Raw genomic sequence first — 17,075 nt, 5'->3', positions numbered from 1 at the left:
GTCGGGGAGGAGGGGGTGGGGGAGGGGTGGGAGGTGGGGGTGCGGGTGGTCCAGGAGCTGCATGACCGGGGTGGCGGCCACCCCGTGCACCACCACCGAGACGAGCACCACCAGCCCGACGGTGGCCCAGACCAGGTCGGCCTGCGGGAAGTCCAGCTCGGTCGTCGCGTACGCCACGTAGAAGAACGAGCCGACGCCGCGGATGCCGAACAGCGCGATCACCCAGTGCTCCGCCGGCCGGCCCGGCGCGCCCCGCAGCGACAGCCAGCCGGTCAGCGGCCGGACCACCAGGACCAGGGCCAACCCGACCAGCGCCGCCGGCCAGGTCAGCGTGGCCAGCAGGCCGCCGACCACCGCTCCGCCGAAGAGCAGCAGCAACAGGACGGTGAGCAGCCGCTCCGTCTGCTCGGCGAAGGCGTGCAGCACGGTGTGGAACTCGTGGGTACGCTCCGCGGCCCGGATCGCCCGCGCCGCGACGAACACGGCCAGGAAGCCGTACCCGCCGACGACCTCCACCAGCCCGTACGCCAGGAACGTGGCGGCCAGGGCCAGGAAACCCTCGGCGTGCCGGGCCAGCCGCAGGTTGCTCGGGGCGCGGAAGAACAGCTTGCCGAGCAGCCAGCCGACCAGCAGCCCACCGCCGACGCCGACGGCCAGCTTGTACAGCACCTCGTCCTCGGAGTCCTCCACGTCGGTCGGCTCGCCGACCTGCACGTCGGAGGCCAGCACCGGGTCGGTCGGGGCGAGCGCCGCGCCGAGCAGCAGCGCGGCGGCCGGCACCAGCCCGGCCCACCACCAGCCGAGCAGCGCCACCGCCGCGATGCACAGCGGCATCGCCACCGCCAGCAGTCGCCAGGTGGACGACCACCGTGCCCGGCTCAACGGCCGGTCGATCTTCAGGCCCGCGCCCATGAGCGCGACGATCACGCCGATCTCGGTGAGGTGCGTGGCGACCGCCGGGTGGGCGAGCGGGTCGGGCCTGGGCAGCCCGGTGGGGAGCAGGAAGACCACCATGCCCAGGCCGAGGAAGGCGATCGGCATGGACAACGGCCGGCGTTCCAGCACCCGGGGCAGGATCCCGGCGAGCAGGGCGCCCAGGCCCACCACCGCGAACGCGACGTCCACCGGCTCCACGACACCACCTCTCGGCCGCGCCCGCGGCGCGCGGGCAGGTGGTGACGGACCTTGCCCCGTCCGCCGTCGCGGTATGCGCCGGTGTCCGGAATCGATCTCCGGACCGTGGGGGCCGCAGTCAGGTCAGCGCGGCGATCGGGGAGTCCTCGAGCGCGTGCAGCAGCGCGGCCGGGTCGTCGTAGACCGCCACCGCGCCGGCCCCGGCCAGCTCGCCCCGGCTGGTGCCGCCGCAGGTCAGGCCGACGCAGGGGATGTTCAGCTTGCCGGCGGCGGCGACGTCCCAGACCGAGTCGCCGACGAAGACCACCCGGGACGCCTCCAGGCCGGACTGCTCCAGCGCCGCGACCAGGATGTCCGGCGCGGGCTTGCTGCGGTCGGCGTCCGCCGAGGAGGTCACCTCGTCGATCACGTCGTCGGCGGCGAGCGCCCGGCGCAGCGCGCCGACCTCGTGCTCGGCGGCGGAGGTGGCGAGCACGACCCGCAACCCCCGGGCGGACAGGGCCCGCAGCAGGTCGGCGGCGCGGGGCAGCGGGGTCAGCCGCTGCCAGTACTCGGCGTACAGGCTGTCGTGGGCGTCGCGCAGCCGGCCGTCCGCGCCCCGGTCCCGTTCCCGGCCGAGCAGGTGATCGAGCAGATTGTCCGAGCCCATGCCGATGGACCGGTGGATCAGCGCCATCGGCACCGGCCGGTCGGCCTGGCGCAGCGCCTCCCACCAGCTCACCGTGTGCAGGTAGGTGGTGTCGACGAGGGTGCCGTCGACGTCGAGGAGGACGCCGCAGGGTTTCTCCGCGCTCATGCGTCCCCTCCTACCCGGTCGGCACTGCGCCGACGCGTGTCTACGGCGGCGGAATGAGGATCTCGAACCAGACCGTCGAGCCGCGTACGGTCGGGTCGGTGCCCCACGCGTCGCTGAGCTGCTCGATCAGGCCGAGCCCGCGCCCCCGGCTGCTCAACGTGTCCGTCTGCGCCCGGGTCACCGTGCCCCGGGTGCCGGAGTCGGCCACGGACACCAGCAGTCGTTCGGGGCTGAGGTCGATGTCGACCCGGGCGGCCGTGCCGGCGTGCAGCAGCGCGTTGGTGGTCAGTTCGCTGGTGCACAGCACGGCGGCGCCGACCACCGACTCGGGCACCTGCCAGTCGGTGAGCTGCGCGGTCATCCAGTGCCGTACCCGGCTCGGCGCGGTCGGCTCCGCCGGCACCTCCATGCTCGCCGAGCGGCTCGGCATCAGCGCGTGCTCGACGGCCAGCACCGCCACGTCGTCCTCGGTGGCGCCGTCCACGGCGGCGGTGGCCACCGCGCAGAGCGCCCGCGGATCGCCGCTGGCGGCGCCGGCCACGGCGGCGGCGAGACCGGTCAGCCCGGCCGCCAGGCCCTGCCAGCGCCGCTCCACCACCCCGTCGCTGAACAGCAGCAGCGTGTCCCCCGGGGCGAAGCGGACGGTGGCGGTGCGCGGGGCGCAGCCGAGCCCCAGCGGGGCCCCGGGCGGCAGGTCGACGTACTCGGCCACCGGCTCGCCGTCGGGCGCGCAGCGCCGCACCAGCGGGGCGGGATGCCCGGCGCTGGCCAGGGCGAGCAACTCGCGGTCCGCGTCGATCACGCCGAACACCACGGTCACGAACAGCTCCTGCGTGCCGGTCTCCGTGCCGAGGCTGTCCACCAGGCGGTCCAGGCCGGCGAGCACGGCGTCCGGGCGGGGGTCGGTCAGCGCCAGCGCGCGCAGCGCGGCCCGGACCTGGCCCATCCGGGCGGCGGCCTGCACGTCGTGGCCGGCCACGTCGCCGAGCACGACGCCGAGCTGCCCGGTGGGCAGCAGGAACGCGTCGTAGAAGTCGCCGCCCGCGGCGTTGCCGTCGACGCCGGGGTCGTACCGGGCGGCGATGCGTAGCCGGGGCAGGTCGGGCAGCCGCGCGGGGAGCATGCTGCGCTGCAGCAGCTGGGCGGTGCCGTGCTGGGTCTCGAACCGGCGGGCGCGCTCGGCGGCCTGACCGATCAGCTCCGCCGAGGCCGCCAGCAGGGCCCGCTCGGCGGCCGACCACGGGTGCGCCCGGTGGTGGCCGACGGTCAGCGCACCGCGCAGCGCCGAGGTGCGCAGCGGTTGCGCCGCCAGAGACCGCACCTTCTGGTCGTGCCGGTCCGCGGCGATGTCGTGCAGCGGCTGGCCGTCGGCGACGTACTGGGCCACGCCGCTGCGCGCGGCCACGACCAGCGGTGCGGCGGAGTCGGCGGGTGGTCGCCGCCACAGCGGGGGCAGCCGCTCGTCGGCCTCGTCGAGCAGCTCCCCGCGTACCCGCCGGACCGTCCGCCACCCGGCGCCGTCGTCCACCCCGAAGGCGACCCGGTCGGCGTCGAACGAGGCGAGCGCGTAGCGCAGGGCGACGCGGGCGACGTCGTCGAGGGTGAGGGTGCCGGCCAGCGCGGCGGCGAACTCGCCCAGGCTCTGCAACTGCTCCGTGACCTGGCTGGTCTCGGCGGCGACGGTCAGCACCCCGACGATCCGCCCGGCGCCGTCCCGGACCGGGGAGTGCCCCCGGGAGAAGGCGGCCTGCTGCCGGGCGTCGGGGGGATGCCGGTCGTGCGCGAGCACCGCCTCCCGGTCCAGGAACGACTCCCCGTGCCGGTACGCGCGCGTGATCACGTCGCCGACGCCCGGCTCGTGCCAGGACTCGCCGAACACCTCGGCCGCCGGTTGGCCGATGGCGGCCGGGTGCCGGTCGCCGAGCAGCGCGGCGTACCCGTCGTTGTACAGCAGCCGGAGGTCGTCGCCGTAGGCGAACGCCATCGGGACCGGGGAGGCGAGGACCAGGTCCACGACCACCCGTACCGCCGGGTCCCACCCCTGCCGCGGGCCGAGCGCCGTGCCGGCCCAGCGGTGGCCGGGAACGACGCCGGCCGCGTCGGAGCCGGTGGGCTCCCCGGCGGGCGTGGTTGGCGTGGGGACTCGCCCGACGGTGCCTGGCATGTCCGCAGCCTAGCCGGACGCTGCGCCGAACGGTCCGATCGCGTCGCCGAGCGGCGTGCGGCGGCCGCGGGTTCGGCCACCCCCCGGGCCATGTCGGGGCAGGTCACGGCCGCTTTGGGAGAGATGTCGGGAAATTCGGGCGGATCGGGCCGCGTGTCACGCGGCGGGCCGGGTATGCGCCCCGCCGAAGTCCATGCGACAGGAGGGACACCATGCCGACAACCCTCGCGGCAGGGCAGGTCAACATCGGGGCCGCCCTGACCGATTTCTGGAGGTCCGTGCTGCTGTTCATCCCGAGGGCCGTGGCGTTCGTCGTGATCCTCGTGGTGGGCTGGCTCATCGCCAAAGCGGTGCTCAAAATCGTGGACAGGGTGCTGGAACGGGTGGGGTTCGACGGGTGGGTCGAACGCGGCGGCGTCAAGCGCGCGCTGGAACGCACCAAGTACGACGCCAGCGACATCCTGGCGAGACTGGCGTACTACGCCGTCCTGCTGTTCACCCTGCAGTTCGCCTTCGGAGTGTGGGGCCCGAATCCGATCAGCGACCTGATCCGCGGCGTGGTCGCCTGGCTGCCGCGGGCGTTCGTCGCGATCGTCATCGTGGTGATCGCCGCCGCCATCGCCAACGCCGTACGCGAGCTGGTCACCGGCGCGTTGGGCGGGCTGTCGTACGGCCGGGTCCTGGCCGACCTGGCGGCGATCTTCATCCTGGCGCTCGGCATCATCGCCGCCCTGAACCAGGTGGGCATCGCTACCACGGTGACCACCCCGGTGCTGATCGCGGTGCTCGCCACGGTGGCCGGCATCCTCGTCGTCGGCGTGGGCGGCGGCCTGGTGAAGCCGATGCAGAGCCGGTGGGAGAACTGGCTGAACCGCGCCGCCCAGGAATCCCACGCGATCCGGGAGCGCCGGGAGGCCCGGGCCGCCGGGCGCGGCGACGTGGAGCGGCAGATGGCCGACCGGGCGGCGGCCGAGCGCACCCGCCCCATGGCACGCCCCGAGTCGATGTCCGGCGCCCGGGGCGAGGAAACCCAGCAGTTCCCGCGCTCGGCCGGCTGAGCAGCGCCAGGAGAGGAGGGTGTCCGCGAGGCGCGGGCGCCCTCCTCGCCGTACGGCCGGGGTCGGGGCGGGGCGCTCCGGGCGTCCCGCTCGGGCTCGGTGCCCTCCCCTCCGGGGCCGGCTCAGAGGGGCGGCAGCGCCGGGGGGCGGGCGGGCAGGGACTCGGCCAGCGCGCAGACCGCGAGCAGGCGGGTGAGCAGCCATTCCGGCTCGGACCAGTCGGTCGGGCCGACGGGCGGCTGCCAGCCGTGCTCCCGTGCCGCCGACCGGACGCCCTCGGCGTACCCGGCGAGCGCGGCGCGGGTCAGTGGCCGGACGTCTCCGGCGAGGCTGTCGCGCACGGCCGCGGCGTGCTGGTCGATCTCGGCGTGCAGCCCGGGGCGGGTCGCCGCGGCGGCGAGCCCGGCGGTGCCGAGGGAGGCGGCCAGCGCGGCGAGGACGGCGCCGGCGGAGTCCGTGACGGAGGGGGCAGCCACCCGGTTGAACGGCACACGCATGAGGATCGAGGCTAACCGGCCGGTCCAGGAGCCGCGTCGGCCGGTCGGCCGGTACCGGGTCGTCCACCCATCGCTCGGGTCCCGGCCGAGGGGATTGACCCGGCCGCCGTGGGGCAGAAGGGAGACGCGGCGAGGCGGGACGGGAACCACGCGAACCGCGCGGCGCGACAGGAGGTACGGATGGGACGGCAGGACGGACCCGACGAGCGGCACCGCCGGCCGGCCGGGGTGAGCGACGCCACGGTGGCCGCCCTGGGCAGGCTCAGCGAGGCGCTGGAGACGATCGAGCGGGCGCGTGGGCACCTGTACTCGCTGCACCAGTTGGTCGGCCATGCCGACCTCATGCTCGACGACGCCGTCGCGCAGTTCCGCGCGGCCGGGCAGCACGCGATCGCCGACCGGATCTCGACCGAGCTGCTCGGCCGCAACGTGATCGCCGGGCGGTGGACGTTCCAGATCGTCGAGGACTTCGACGACGGCTACTACGCGCTGTTCCGGGACGTGGACCGGCAGGCCCGCGAGGAACTGGTCGGCGGCCGGCGCCATCTGTACGAGGCGGAGATGAAGGAGCGGCGGCGCAGCCGGGGCCGTCCGGGTCACGAGGCGCGCCCCGGCACGGCCGGGTAGCGGGGTCGCCCGCCCTTCCCTGGTCGGGGGCCCCGCCGCGGGTCAGTCCGAGGAGCGCGCGCCGGCCGGGCGGCGCCGGGCGGCGTCGTCCGCGATGATCAGGGTGGCCACCATCAGGGCGACGCAGAGGCTGAACAGCCACGAGTCGTCGGAGACCAGCTTGGCGGCGATCGGCGCCTGGACGGCGGCGAGCAGGAAGCCGAGCCAGGCGAGGCGGCGCTGACGAAGGGTGAGGAAGCCGGAGCCCTGTTGCATCCCGAAAGTCTTACGCGACGGCCCCTGATCGCCGTCAGCCCATTAGGCGATTCTGGCTGACCTGTCCGTTTTCCTGACCGTTCGGCCCGCGATTCTTGTCGTTTCGGGGGAGGTGGACACCGGGCCTGACCTTGCTGCGGAACTGGGGCAGGATGGTGCCCCGTGGCCCCCTCCCCGCCCCGCGCCTCCTCGCCCCGTGCGTCCCTGCTTCTGCTCGCCTACCTCGCGTTCGCCAGCCTCGGCCTGCCCGACGGGCTGCTCGGCGTCGGCTGGCCGTCCATCCGCGCGGACTTCGGCGTGCCGACCGAGGCGGTGGGTCTGCTGCTCACGGCGGGGACCGCCGGCTACCTGACCTCCAGCGTGCTGGCCGGGTTCACCCTGGCCCGCCTCGGCGTCGGCGCGCTGCTCGCCGGCAGCACCCTGCTGACCAGCCTCGCCCTCACCGGCTACGCCACCAGCCCTGCGGTGGCCGTCACGACCGGCTGCGCGCTGCTGCTCGGCTTCGGCTCCGGCGCGATCGATTCCGGACTCAACGCGTACGCGGCCGGGGTGTACGGCCCGCGGCACATGAACTGGATGCACGCCTTCTTCGGCCTCGGCGTGGCCGTCGGCCCGCTGATCATGACGGGGGTGCTCGGCACCGGCCTCGGCTGGCGCTGGGGGTACGGCGTGGTCGCCGCCGTCCAGTTCGCCCTCGCGGCCGCGTTCGCCCTGACCGTGCGGGCCTGGCGGAACCGGGCGCCGGCGGGCCCGGACGGGGACGCACCCGCCGCGGCGGTCGCCCCCGTCGGGCCCCGCGACACCCTGCGCCTGCCGGCGGTGTGGCTGGGCGCGGTCGCCTTCGTCGTGTACGTGGCGATCGAGATCGGCGCCGGACTGTGGGCGTTCCTGCTGCTCACCGAAGGGCGGGGGCTGACCGCCGGGGTGGCCGGGGTGGCCGTGTCCGGGTACTGGGGGAGCCTGTTCGTGGGGCGGGTGGTGCAGGGGATCGGGGCCGAGCGGCTCGGCCCGGCGCGGGTGCTGCGCGGGAGCCTGCTCGGGATGGCCGCCGGTGCGGCGCTGGTCGCCCTGCCCGCGCCCGCCTGGGTCGCGGTGACCGGGCTGCTGGTGCTGGGCTTCGCCGCCGCCCCGGTCTTCCCGCTGCTCACGCTCAACACGGCCGAGCGGGTGGGCGCCGCGCACGCGGACCGGACCATCGGCGTGCAGATCGCCGCCGCCGGGCTGGGCGGATCGGTGGTGCCCACCGGGATCGGCGTACTGCTCGGGCGCACCTCGGTCGAGGCGCTCGGGCCCGCGCTGCTGGTGCTCGCCGTGGCCCTGGTCGTCCTGCACCGCGTGGCGTCCCGCCCGCGACCCTGAGGGCCGGCCGGCGTTCCCGTCCCGCCCGTCCCGCCCGCGCCGACCGGGCGGGGCGGGCGGCGGGCTCAGACGTCCGGTCCGGTGCGGCCCGTCGTCGACGGCCGGTACGCCCGGTCCGGGTCGGTCCGCTGGCGCTCCCGCCCGGGCGGCGCCGCGCCCCGGTCGACCGCCTCCGGGCCGTGCCCGAACGCCGCCTCCCCGCCCGCGTCGCCGCCGGTCACGTCGTCGGCCTGCCCGTCGGGCGTCGACCGGGCGACCACCCGGTCCAGCTGCTCCAAGGGGAGGTCGTCCTCGTCGCGCCACACGTGGCTGTCGTTGTCCGTCATGCTCTCGCGGTACCCCGGCCGGGTGATCGCAAACGGCCGCCCGGCGCCGGGGCCGGACCGGGACACGGCGGTGGCCGCCGGATGCCGGCGGCCACCTTCGGCTCGGGTCGGGGGGATCTCAGGGCTGCGGGCGGGCGACGGTGCCGCGCCAGGCGCCCGTCTCCTGACCGCGGCGCTCGATGAACTGCTTGAACCGCTCCAGGTCGCCCTTGGCCCGGCGGTCGACCAGGCCCAGCTTGTCGCCGGTCTGCTCCACCGCTCCGTGCGGCTCGAACTCCAGCTGGAGGGTGACCCGGGTGTTGCCCTCGTCGAGGCGGTGGAAGGTCACCACCCCCGCCTGTCGCGTGCCGCCGGTGGAGTGCCAGGCGACCCGCTCGTCCGGGAGCTGCTCGGTGATCTCGGCGTCGAACTCCCGCTTGACCCCGGCGATCTCGACCGTCCAGTGGGTCATCGTGTCGGTCAGCTGCCGGACCTCCCGCACCCCCTCCATGAAGTGCGGGAACTCCTCGAACTGGGTCCACTGGTCGTACGCGGTCCGGACCGGGACGGCCACGTCCACGTGTTCGGTGACACCGCTCATCGGCGGTCCCTCCTTCCTGCGCCGGCGCCTCGTCGGGTCGGGCGGCGACCCGGGTCACCAGCGCGTCGTCTCGTTCTTGTTCCCGAGCGCGGCCCACACCTCGGACACCGTCTGGTAGACCGTGTCGGGCGGCAGGCCCCGCAGGGCGGTGACCAGGTCGTCCGGAGCGGCGTTGGCGAGCGCGTTCGCGACCAGCGCCTCCCGGTCGCCCGGCAGCGCCGTCATCGTGATGAACCGCCCCAACCGGCTGCGCTCCTCCACGTCCCGGGAGCTCATCCCCTTGGGGGCGCCGCTGCGCAGCTCGCCCGCCGGCGCCGTGGTGGCCTCCGGCTGGTCCTCGCCCGCCGGTTCCGGAACCCGGGACTCCTCGACCCGGGAGCCACCGGTCCCCGGCCCCTGCACGAGGCCGCTGACCTCCTGGCTCATCTGCTCGTCCACCCTGGGGGCGTGCTTGCTGCTGCCACGTTCCATGCCTTCTGCGCTACCCGGGGGGACCGCCGGTAAACCGCGGTAGGCCTGCCGGCGGCGGGTCAGGGGGAGGTCTTGGCGCGAACGGAACGGCGCGGCTGCCGCCGGCGTAGGGGTCAGGGGGAGGTCTTGGCGCGAACGGAACGGCGCGGCTGCCGCCGGCGTAGGGGTCAGGGGGAGGTCTTGGCGCGAACGGAACGGCGCGGCTGCCGCCCGGCGTAGGGGTCAGGGGGAGGCCTTGGCTCGGGGCGGCAGGACCGGCTCGGTGGGGTCGGGGTCGCCGGCCTGCAGCGCCCGTCCCCGCTGCACCTCGGCGTTGATCTGCACGCCGAGCATCAGCGCCGAGTTGGACAGGTAGAGCCAGACCAGGAACGCGATCACCGCGCCGAGGCTGCCGTACGTCACGTCGTACGAGCCGAAGTTGGTCACGTACAGGCCGAAGCCGAAGGAGACGAGCGCCCAGGAGAGCAGGGCGACCGCCCCGCCCGGGGTGAGCCAGCGGAACCGCGGCTGCCGCACGTTCGGGGCGATCCAGAACAGCAGCGACAGCAGCACCATCATCACCGCGGCCAGCACCGGCCACTTCGCGACGCTCCACACCGTACGCGCGAGGCCGCCGGCGTGCAGCAGGTCGCCCACCGCGTCGGTGACCGGACCGCTGACGATCAGCCCGGTGGCCACCACGGCCAGCAGCACCAGCGACAGGGCCGCCAGGCCGATCTGCAGCGGTCGCAGCCGCCAGAACGGCCGGCCCTCCTCGACCCCGTAGATGGCGTTGGACGCCCGGGTGAACGCGCCGATGAACCCGGAGGCCGACCACAGCGCGCCGAGCAGGCCGAAGCTGAGCAACGCCGACGTGCCGCCCTGCTGGTCCACCACGCCCCGCACCACGCCGACGAAGGCGTCGTTGCCGACCACCGAGCCGGCGCCGACGTCCCGGGCCAGGCCGATGACCGTGTCCACCGTCCGCTCGCCGTCGGAGACGAGGCCGACCAGGGCCACCACCACGATCGCGGACGGGAACAGCGCGAGCACGCCGTAGTAGGTGAGCGCGGCGGCCCAGTCCGCGCAGTTGTCCGTGACGAAGTTGCGCCCGCTGCGCACCAGCACGCCGCGCCAGGTGCGCCAGCTCAGCTGGCGGATCCGCCGGGGGAGTCGTACCCGCTGCCCGCCGGGCGCGGTGCCCGGTTCCGCCGTCGTCGCCATGCCCGCCCCCTGAAACCCCGGCCGCCCGCTCGCCGGCCGCCTGCTCGCTCGCCGGCCGCCTGCTCGCTCGCCGGCCGCCTGCTTGCTCGCCTGGCCCGGCCGGTACCCGGCGCCCCGGTCGCCCGCTCACCCGGCGTGCCTGGCCGGGCCGGTACCCGGGGGCGGACACTGACAAACCCGTACCGGGCCGCGCCGGCCGGTTTGCCGGTACGGGCTGGGGGAACCGTCAATCCGAAGAGACGTCGGACGAGGAGGAGGAGACATGCCTGGGCGCGAGGTGTTGCCCAGCACGCTGCGACGCTCTCCGGAGAAGGCGCAGCGTACCTGGGCCAAGACGCACGACTCGGCGGTGCAGACGTACGGCGAGGGGCAGCGGGCGCACCGCACCGCGTTCGCCGCGTTGAAGCACGAGTTCGAGAAGGTGGGCGACCACTGGGAGCCCAAGGGTCGCAAGGGCCCCAGCGACCGTCAGGCGGCCGGCGGCGGTCCGGCCCGGCGCGCCCCGACGGCGGCGGGCGTGGACGCCAACGCCCCGAAGGAGCACCTGATGGAGGTGGCCCGCAAGCTCGACGTCCCCGGGCGTTCGAGGATGACCAAGCCGGAGCTGGTCAAGGCCATCCAGAAGGCCAACGACCGGGAGACCCGCAGGGCCCGGGGCGACTGACCGACGCCCGGCGGGGGTCACCAGTGGCCCCCGCCGGGAGCCTCGATGTGGACGGCCTTCGTGGCGGTGAACTCGTCGAGCAGTTCCGGCCCGTATCCGTGGCCCTGGCCGCTGGCCCGACGCGGGTGGGCGGCTCCGCCAGGCGCCCCGCCGAAGACCGCGTTGATCTTCACGGTGCCGACCGGCAGCTCCCGCCAGGCCCGCTGGGCGTGGCTCATCGAGCCGGTGAGGACCGTCGCCGCCAGCCCGTACGGGGAGTCGGCGGCGCACTTCAGCGCCTCGCTGAACGAGTCGACGACCACCACCGGGGCGACCGGCCCGAAGGTCTCCTCCCGGGCGAGGGTCATCTCGTGCCGGCAGTCGGTGACCACGGTCGCCGGGTAGAACGTGCCCGGTCCGTCGGGGATCGTGCCGCCGGTGCGGACCCGGGCCCCCTCGGCCACCGCCGCCGTCACCTGCCCGTGCACGTGGTCGCGGTGATGCCGGTCGACCAGCGGCCCGAGCTGCGTCTCCGGGTCCCGGCCCGGGCCGGTCCGCAGCGCCTCGGCCCGCCCGACGAGCGCCGCCACGAAGTCCTCGGCGACGTCCCGGTGCACGTAGATCCGCTCGACCGCCACGCAGATCTGCCCGGCGTTGGCGAACGCGCCCAGCGCGGCCTGCTCGGCGGCCCAGACCGGGTCGACGTCGGCGTCGACGACGAGGGGGTCGCTGCCGCCGTTCTCGAGCAGCGCCTTCGCCCCGGTGCGGGCCGTGGCCGCGGCGATCGTCCGGCCGGTCGCCGTCGAACCGACGTGCGCCACCACGTCCACCTCGCTCCCGGCGAGCGCCGCCCCGACCTCCCCGCCGCCGGTGAGCAGCGACAGCACCCCGGCGGGCAGCGCGGAGTCCAGCGCCCGGGCCAGCAGCCACCCGGTCGCGGGGGTCCGCTCGCTCGGCTTGTACAGCACCACGTTGCCGGTGACCAGGGCCGCGCCGAGCAGCCCGCAGGAGACCGCCACCGGGTCGTTCCAGGGGGTGATCGCGGCGACCACGCCGCGCGGCTGCGGGGTCATGAAGTCGATGGCGTCGCCGCCGCCGAGCAGCGTCCGGCCGCCGCGCACCGGGGCCAGCTCGGCGTACTGCCGCAGGGTGGCGATGCCCGCCTCGACGCCGCCCCGGGCGTCCGCGACGGGCTTGCCCATCTCGGCGGTGACCGCCTCGGCCAGCTCCTCGGCGGCGGCCTCCACCGCGTCCGCGGCCCGGCGCAGCGCCGCCGCCCGCTCCGCGGCGTCCGTCGCGGCCCACTCCGTCGCCGCGCCCCGCGCCGCCTCCACCGCCTTGCCGACCTCGTCCGCCGTCGCCACCGGCACGGTGCTGACCGGGCTGCCGTCGGCCGGGTCGTGCACGACCAGTTCGCCCCCCTGGCCACCCGCGCCCCACACTCCACCGATGAGCTGCGCAACGTTGTACATGCGGCGGTGGATGCCCCGGCGCCCGCCGGGCAAACGCGTTTCGCCGGGTGACGGGCAGGGTAGCCGGACCGGATGAACTCGACCGGCGCGCAGAAGGCGGACGCCGTCGTCGTCGGGGCGGGGCACAACGGGCTGGTGGCCGCGAACCTGCTGGCCGACGCCGGCTGGGACGTGCTGGTGCTGGAGGCCACCGCGGTGCCGGGCGGGGCGGTGCGCTCGGCCGAGGTGACCGCCCCCGGCTACCTCAGCGACCTGTACAGCTCCTTCTACCCCCTCGGGTACGCCTCCCCGGTGCTGGCCGCCCTGGGCCTCGACCGGTACGGCCTGACCTGGACCCACGCGCCCGACGTGCTGGCCCACCTGCTGCCCGACGGGCGGGCGGCGGTGCTCAACCGGGACGTCGACGCCACCGCCGCCTCGCTGGCGGAGTTCGCCCTGGCCGACGCCGAGCGCTGGCGCCGTGCGTACGCCGACTGGTGCCGCGTCGCCGAGCCGATGCTGGAGGCCGTCACCAGCCCGTTCCCGCCGATGCGCGGTGGGGTCGGCGTGCTGCGCCGGCTGCGGGTCGGCGGGGCGCTGCGGCTGGCCCGCCGGCTGCTGGTCCCGGCCCGCAGGCTCGGCGAGGAGCTGTTCGAGGGCGAGGGCGGGCCGCTGCTGCTGGCCGGCTGCGCGCTGCACACCGACCTGTCCCCGGAGGAGGCCGGCTCCGGGGTGTACGGGTGGCTGCTGGCCATGCTCGGCCAGCAGGTCGGCTGGCCGGTGCCGGTCGGCGGGGCGCAGCGGATCACCGACGCGCTGGTCGCCCGCCTCACCGGGCGGGGCGGGCGGATCCTCTACGGCGCGCGGGTGGAGCGGGTGCTGACCGCGCGGGGCCGGGCCATGGGCGTGCGCACCGTCGGCGGCGCCGCCTGGCGGGCCCGCAGGGCGGTGCTCGCCGACGTCCCGGCCCCGGCGCTCTACCTGGACCTGGTCGGCCCGGCGGCGCTGCCGCCCCGGCTGGTGGCGGATCTGGCGCACTTCCGCTGGGACGGCTCCACCCTCAAGGTCGACTGGGCGCTGTCCGGACCGGTGCCCTGGACCAACCCCGCCGTGGCCGGGGCCGGCACCGTGCACGTGGGCGCCGATCTGGACGGCCTGACCACGTACGCCGCCGCGCTGGCCCGGGGCGAGCTGCCGGAGCACCCGTTCCTGCTGGTCGGGCAGATGACCGTGGCGGACCAGAGCCACTCGCCGGCCGGCACCGAGTCGCTCTGGTCGTACACCCACCTGCCGTTCCGGCGGACCTGGCGGGCCGAGGAGGTCGCCGCGCACGTCGACCGGATGGAGAACGTGTTGGAGGCCGCCGCCCCGGGCTTCCGCGACCGGATCGTCGGGCGGCACGTCGCCGGCCCGGCCGACCTGGAGCGGGGCGACCCGAGCCTGGTCGGCGGGGCGATCGGCGGCGGCACCTCGGCGGCGTACCAGCAGTTGTTCCTGCGGCCGATCCCCGGCCTGGGGCGCGCCGACACGCCGGTCGACCGGCTGTACCTCGCCAGTTCCTCGGCGCACCCCGGCGGGGGCGTACACGGAGCGCCGGGCGCGAACGCCGCGCGGGCCGCGCTGGCCCGGGACCGGGCCGTCACGGGCGCCCTGTACGCGCGCGCGATCGCCGCGGCCCACGACGCGATCTACCGCTGACGCCGGCCCGGGCGGCGCTTCCCGCCAGCCTCACCAGGCGGCTCGGCCTGGTCCTCCCGCGGGCTCCGGCCCTCGACCCGCCCGGTCTCCCGGGGCCACCCGCCCGCCCCACCGATGTGCTCCGATTACACGGTGTCATCGACCGCGTGCATGCCACGTGGACGTGCGACCCCTTTGCTCTGCACCCGTGGGCGCAACAGTCACCCTCCGTCATTGCCGCCCGCGCGCCTGCCGCCGCGGCTGGACGTCGGAGGCCCAGGATGGCGCCGTGCTGCGGTGGTGGGTGCAGAGCAAAGGGGGCGATAGGACGTGTGGGTGCCGGCAGCGCCGGCGACGGTGCGTAGTGGCAGCGAGAGGCGGGCGTGGCGATGACGGAGGGTAGCGCCCGGTGGAAAGCGGGTCCATGCCGGTCCGCGCCCCGCCCGCCGGCGGGCGGACCCGGCCGCCGGCGGGCGGCGCGCGGCGGGCGTCAGCGCTGGATGTTGCGGTGGCGCGTGCGGAGCTTGAACGGCATCAGTGCGCTTTCGATCTTGGTGGCGGTGGTCATCTTCGAGATGCCGTCGCGCCGCTCCTCGAACCGGATCGGCACCTCGAGGATGGTGTGGCCGAGCTTCGTGGCCAGGTAGTGCATCTCCACCTGGAAGCTGTAGCCGTTCGACTGGACCCGGTCCAGGCCGATGTCGCGCAGCGCGTCGGCCCGCCAGATCTTGAAACCGGCGGTGAGGTCGCGGATGCGCACCCGCAGCAGCGTGTGCACGTAGAGGTTGGCCCAGCCACTGAGCGCGCGGCGGTACAAGGGCCACGCCTCGTCGAGCTCGCCGCCGGGGACGTAGCGGGAACCGATCACCACGCCCGCCTGGGTGGACAGCAGCGCGCCGAGCATGCCCGGCAGCGCCTCCGGCGGGTGGGACAGATCCGCGTCCATCTGCGCGACGTACTCCGCCCCGCCGTCGAGCGCGCGGCCGATTCCGTCCACGTACGCCCGGCCGAGGCCCTCCTTGCCGGCGCGGTGCACGACCTCGATCCGGTCGGGGTGCTCGATGGCGAGCTTGTCGGCGACCTCACCCGTGCCGTCCGGGGAGTTGTCGTCGGCGACCAGCACCTTCAGGCCGGGCAGGGGCAGCGCGAGGAGCCGCTCGACCAGCACCGGCAGGTTTCCCGCCTCGTTGTAGGTGGGCACCACGACGGTCAGGCGTGCGTCCCGCCAGGGGGCGGGCAACTGCACGGGTTCGATCATGACGGACATCCTCGGTTTGCCGACAGGGTCACCTGAGAGGGTAGCCAGTTGGCCCTTCCGGGTCATAACGGCTCCCCACTCGCACGCGTGACGCCTGCGGCGGCGCGCCCCAGTGCCGCGCCTAGCGTGGGCGGCGGGCCAGGCCGGCGGCCGCGAGGACGACCGTGAGCACGCCCGCCGAGGACAGGACGGGCTTGTGGGTGCTCACCCACAGCGCCGCCGACCGCGTGCGGGCCCGGTCCGGGAAGACCCCGTCGGCGCCGTGGTCGGTGTGCTCGTCGCGGGGGCGGTCCAGATTGTCCCGCCAGGTCGCCGGGTCGATCGGGGTGTCGGTCTGCTGGCTGTCGTAGCCGTCCCGGGCCAGCTTGCGGTCGAGCAGGCCGGGGAACAGGGTGTTGGCGACGCGGGCCTGCCAGGTCGGCCCGCCGACGTTCAGCTCGCGGGGGTTGTGCTCGGCGGCCCAGAGCACCGCCCGGGCGGCGACCTCGGGGGCGAACATCGGCGGCACGGGCTGGGGATGTCGGGGAAGCCGGGTACGCACCCAGGAGAACTGCGGGGTGTTGACCGCCGGCAACTGGACCATCGACAGCTTCACCCCCGGGCTGTCGTGCAGCAGCTCCGCCCGCAGCGAGTCGTTGAAGCCCTGGATCGCGTGCTTGCTCGCGCAGTACGCCGACTGCAGCGGAATGCCCCGGTAGGCCAGCGCGGAACCCACCTGCACGATCGCCCCGCGCCCGCGCGGGCGCATGTGGTGCAGCGCGGCGAGCGTGCCGTGCACGGTGCCCAGGTAGTTGACCTCGGTGACCCGCCGGAACTCCGCGGCGGTGATCTCCCAGGTGGGGGCGAAGACCGACACCATCGCGTCGTTCACCCAGACGTCCAACCCGCCGGAGTGGTGCACCAGGTCGTCGGCGGCCTGCTGCACCGCGCCGGCGTCGGCCACGTCCACCTGGTACGCCCGCACGTCGGCGGCGCCCCGCTCCCGGCAGTCCCGCTCGGCGCCGGACAGCCCCGCCGCGCCTCGGGCGATCAGCCCCAGTCGGGCGCCCTGCTCGGCGTACGCCCGGGCGACCGCCCGACCGACCCCGGCGCTGGCCCCCGTGATCATCACCGTCCTGGTCATCGGTCCGCCTTCTGTCGGGTGACGATGTCGGCGAGCCGGCGCAGCGTCTCCCTGTTGCGCTGGCGCAGCACCAGGTGGCCGAGCGCGTTGCGGGCCAGGCGCAGCGGGCCGGCGGCGAAGTCCTCGGCCATGCGGACCCGGGTCGCGGCGGCGCCGTCGACCGGCTCCAGGGTGAAGGACACGACCGCCTCGCCCGCCGGCCACAGCCCGGCCCGCAGCACCAGCCGGTGCGGCGGCTCGCAGGCCAGCACGGTGGAGGCGTCCTGGATCGAGAACGGCCACGGCCCGGCCCGGTGGTGCAGCTGGGCGCCGACCGCGGGCCAGGCGTCGTCGACGTCGCGCATGTGCGTGGTGCCCACCACCCAGTCGCTGTACGTCCAGCCGTCGGCGAGGACGTCGAACACCTGCTGCGGGGGAGCCCCGATCACTTTCTCCACAATCGCCACTGGGTTC

The 17,075-nt window shown here is 75.5% G+C and carries 18 protein-coding genes; 5 read left to right on the top strand and 13 right to left on the bottom strand.

Features of this window, described 5'->3' with window-relative positions:
- The 3 genes from ABGB16_RS17950 to ABGB16_RS17940 all read right to left on the bottom strand — a co-directional run.
- A partial coding sequence (locus tag ABGB16_RS17950; protein WP_347669224.1) for a cation:proton antiporter occupies positions 1-1,134 on the bottom strand: 1,134 nt, incomplete at its 3' end.
- Positions 1,135-1,252: 118 nt separating this feature from the next.
- Positions 1,253-1,930, bottom strand: a complete 678-nt coding sequence (locus tag ABGB16_RS17945) for an HAD family hydrolase (protein ID WP_347669223.1) — start codon at positions 1,928-1,930, stop codon at positions 1,253-1,255.
- 40 nt (positions 1,931-1,970) lie between these two features.
- Positions 1,971-4,094: a SpoIIE family protein phosphatase gene (locus ABGB16_RS17940; RefSeq protein ID WP_347669222.1), complete on the bottom strand. Its 2,124-nt coding sequence runs from the start codon at positions 4,092-4,094 to the stop codon at positions 1,971-1,973.
- A 212-nt stretch (positions 4,095-4,306) separates the two neighbouring features.
- Between ABGB16_RS17940 and ABGB16_RS17935 the strand changes: the two genes are divergently transcribed.
- Positions 4,307-5,152: a hypothetical protein gene (locus ABGB16_RS17935; RefSeq protein ID WP_347669221.1), complete on the top strand. Its 846-nt coding sequence runs from the start codon at positions 4,307-4,309 to the stop codon at positions 5,150-5,152.
- Positions 5,153-5,274: 122 nt separating this feature from the next.
- On the opposite strand, the gene ABGB16_RS17930 is transcribed toward ABGB16_RS17935, so the two are convergent.
- Complete coding sequence (locus ABGB16_RS17930; protein WP_347669220.1) at positions 5,275-5,649, bottom strand: DUF6401 family natural product biosynthesis protein; 375 nt, start codon at positions 5,647-5,649, stop codon at positions 5,275-5,277.
- A gap of 180 nt (positions 5,650-5,829) precedes the next feature.
- Here ABGB16_RS17930 and ABGB16_RS17925 point away from each other — a divergent pair, with 180 nt between their 5' ends.
- Complete coding sequence (locus ABGB16_RS17925; RefSeq protein ID WP_347669219.1) at positions 5,830-6,276, top strand: hypothetical protein; 447 nt, start codon at positions 5,830-5,832, stop codon at positions 6,274-6,276.
- Positions 6,277-6,318: 42 nt separating this feature from the next.
- Here the strand turns inward: ABGB16_RS17925 and ABGB16_RS17920 are convergent, their stop codons facing one another.
- On the bottom strand, positions 6,319-6,531 hold the full coding sequence (locus ABGB16_RS17920; protein WP_347669218.1) for a hypothetical protein: 213 nt from the start codon (positions 6,529-6,531) through the stop codon (positions 6,319-6,321).
- Positions 6,532-6,693: 162 nt separating this feature from the next.
- Between ABGB16_RS17920 and ABGB16_RS17915 the strand changes: the two genes are divergently transcribed.
- The gene (locus ABGB16_RS17915; RefSeq protein ID WP_347669217.1) at positions 6,694-7,890 is read left to right on the top strand and encodes an MFS transporter; all 1,197 of its coding nucleotides are present in this window, start codon (positions 6,694-6,696) and stop codon (positions 7,888-7,890) included.
- A gap of 65 nt (positions 7,891-7,955) precedes the next feature.
- Here ABGB16_RS17915 and ABGB16_RS17910 read toward each other — a convergent pair whose 3' ends face one another.
- The 4 genes from ABGB16_RS17910 to ABGB16_RS17895 form a co-directional block, all read right to left on the bottom strand.
- Entirely contained in the window at positions 7,956-8,216 is a 261-nt protein-coding gene (locus tag ABGB16_RS17910; RefSeq protein ID WP_347669216.1) for a hypothetical protein, read from the bottom strand.
- Between the two features lie 118 nt (positions 8,217-8,334).
- Positions 8,335-8,796 (bottom strand): SRPBCC family protein, encoded by a 462-nt coding sequence (locus ABGB16_RS17905; RefSeq protein WP_347669215.1) that lies wholly within the window; start codon positions 8,794-8,796, stop codon positions 8,335-8,337.
- Between the two features lie 54 nt (positions 8,797-8,850).
- Entirely contained in the window at positions 8,851-9,267 is a 417-nt protein-coding gene (locus tag ABGB16_RS17900) for a DUF2795 domain-containing protein (protein WP_347669214.1), read from the bottom strand.
- 222 nt (positions 9,268-9,489) lie between these two features.
- Complete coding sequence (locus tag ABGB16_RS17895) at positions 9,490-10,470, bottom strand: YihY/virulence factor BrkB family protein (protein WP_347669213.1); 981 nt, start codon at positions 10,468-10,470, stop codon at positions 9,490-9,492.
- A gap of 262 nt (positions 10,471-10,732) precedes the next feature.
- Here ABGB16_RS17895 and ABGB16_RS17890 point away from each other — a divergent pair, with 262 nt between their 5' ends.
- Positions 10,733-11,134 carry a ChaB family protein gene (locus ABGB16_RS17890; RefSeq protein WP_347669212.1) on the top strand — a complete coding sequence of 134 codons (402 nt, stop codon included), beginning with the start codon at positions 10,733-10,735 and terminating at the stop codon, positions 11,132-11,134.
- Between the two features lie 17 nt (positions 11,135-11,151).
- Here the strand turns inward: ABGB16_RS17890 and ABGB16_RS17885 are convergent, their stop codons facing one another.
- Positions 11,152-12,585, bottom strand: coding sequence for an aldehyde dehydrogenase family protein (locus ABGB16_RS17885; RefSeq protein WP_347669211.1), 1,434 nt, complete (start codon positions 12,583-12,585; stop codon positions 11,152-11,154).
- A 72-nt stretch (positions 12,586-12,657) separates the two neighbouring features.
- Here ABGB16_RS17885 and ABGB16_RS17880 point away from each other — a divergent pair, with 72 nt between their 5' ends.
- On the top strand, positions 12,658-14,262 hold the full coding sequence (locus ABGB16_RS17880; protein ID WP_347669210.1) for an NAD(P)/FAD-dependent oxidoreductase: 1,605 nt from the start codon (positions 12,658-12,660) through the stop codon (positions 14,260-14,262).
- 469 nt (positions 14,263-14,731) lie between these two features.
- Here the strand turns inward: ABGB16_RS17880 and ABGB16_RS17875 are convergent, their stop codons facing one another.
- The 3 genes from ABGB16_RS17875 to ABGB16_RS17865 form a co-directional block, all read right to left on the bottom strand.
- The gene (locus ABGB16_RS17875) at positions 14,732-15,499 is read right to left on the bottom strand and encodes a polyprenol monophosphomannose synthase (protein ID WP_347669209.1); all 768 of its coding nucleotides are present in this window, start codon (positions 15,497-15,499) and stop codon (positions 14,732-14,734) included.
- Positions 15,500-15,620: 121 nt separating this feature from the next.
- Positions 15,621-16,622 carry an SDR family oxidoreductase gene (locus ABGB16_RS17870; protein WP_347669208.1) on the bottom strand — a complete coding sequence of 334 codons (1,002 nt, stop codon included), beginning with the start codon at positions 16,620-16,622 and terminating at the stop codon, positions 15,621-15,623.
- Complete coding sequence (locus tag ABGB16_RS17865) at positions 16,619-17,068, bottom strand: SRPBCC family protein (protein WP_347669207.1); 450 nt, start codon at positions 17,066-17,068, stop codon at positions 16,619-16,621. Before ABGB16_RS17865 ends, ABGB16_RS17870 begins: the two co-directional genes overlap by 4 nt.
- Positions 17,069-17,075 lie beyond the last annotated feature (7 nt).

Source organism: Micromonospora sp. B11E3 (genome assembly GCF_039871625.1).
GTDB lineage: Bacteria > Actinomycetota > Actinomycetes > Mycobacteriales > Micromonosporaceae > Micromonospora.
Note: the sequence above shows the minus strand (reverse complement) of the source record. Positions and strands in the feature narration are given on the sequence as shown.